General features: G+C 71.4%; 1 protein-coding gene and 1 pseudogene. One reads left to right on the forward strand and one right to left on the reverse strand.

Annotation, left to right across the window (positions count from 1 at the left end; genetic code table 11):
* On the forward strand, positions 1–764 hold a 764-nt coding region (locus tag AX744_RS12220; RefSeq protein WP_061017147.1), incomplete at its 5' end, for a substrate-binding domain-containing protein.
* A 9-nt stretch (positions 765–773) separates the two neighbouring features.
* Here the strand turns inward: AX744_RS12220 and AX744_RS20735 are convergent.
* Positions 774–1131: pseudogene (locus AX744_RS20735) on the reverse strand (MFS transporter); the annotation flags it as partial.

The following is a 1131-nucleotide window of genomic DNA, read 5'->3' on the forward strand; positions in this document are numbered from 1 at the left end:
TCCAACAGGCGGCGGCGGCGAACGGATACACGGTCTCGACCGCAGCCGTCGCCGATCACGCGTCGGCCGAGGCCTTCCTCGAAGCCTTCGACCGACTCGAGCGCCAGGGGGCCGAGGGCATCATCCTCGGAGTGCCGCTCGAACTCGAGAGCCCGGCCATGAGGGCGCGCACCGAGCGCACGCCCGCGACCCGGAGCGAGCGCACCTCTCTCGAAGAGGATGCTCCGCTCGCCGTCGATCAGCGCGCGATCGCCCGCCTCGCGGTCGAGCATCTCCTCGACCTCGGCCACAAGACCGTGTGGCACGTGTCGGGCGACGACTACTGGACTGAGACGCAGCAGCGCAGCGAGGCGTGGGAGCAGACGCTCCGCGACCGCGGGATCGTGCCCCCGCCACTGATCCCCGCCGACTGGACACCCGAGTCGGGCTACCGCGCCGGTCGCACGATCGCCGCCATCCCCGAGGCCACGGCCGTGTTCGTCAGCAGCGACGAGATGGCGTTCGGCCTGATCCGCGCGCTGCACGAGGCCGGACGCAGCGTTCCCGACGACGTCTCGGTGGTGAGTGTCGACGACATCGCCCTCGCCGCCTACGCCTCCCCGGCACTCACGACCGTCCGCCAGCCCTTCGAGGCCATGGGTCGCGCGGCGGCGCTCCGGGTGATCGCGCAGATCGAGGGCCATGAGGCGGTGGGCGAGATGCCCTCCACCGATCCTCAGCTCATCGTGCGCTCGTCGACGGCCCCGCCGCGGTCGGCGCGCTGATCGAGCGCATCACCAGCGCCCGAGCCGGCGCTCCCACTCGTCCTCGACCGTGCGCCGACGACCTGCGACGATGCCCGCGGGGATGGAGGCCACGAGCACTCCCGCGACGACCAGCAGCGGAACCTGCCAGCCTGCGGTGGTCTCGTGGAGGAGCCCGACGAGCAGCGGGAAGGTCGCCGCGATCCCGTAGCCGATGCTCTGCACGAAACCGCTCAGCGCCACTGCGCTCTCCGGAGTGCGGGCGCGGATGCTCAGCAGCACGAGACTGAGCGGGAACATGATGGCCGTGAGGCCGAAGATCGCCACCCAGAGCGGCAGAGCGACGGTCGGGAAGAGCAGCAGTCCGAGAAGGCCGACCAGTCCCGCC

Source organism: Microbacterium sp. CCH5-D1 (assembly GCF_001557335.1).
GTDB classification, from domain to species: Bacteria; Actinomycetota; Actinomycetes; order Actinomycetales; family Microbacteriaceae; genus Microbacterium; species Microbacterium oxydans.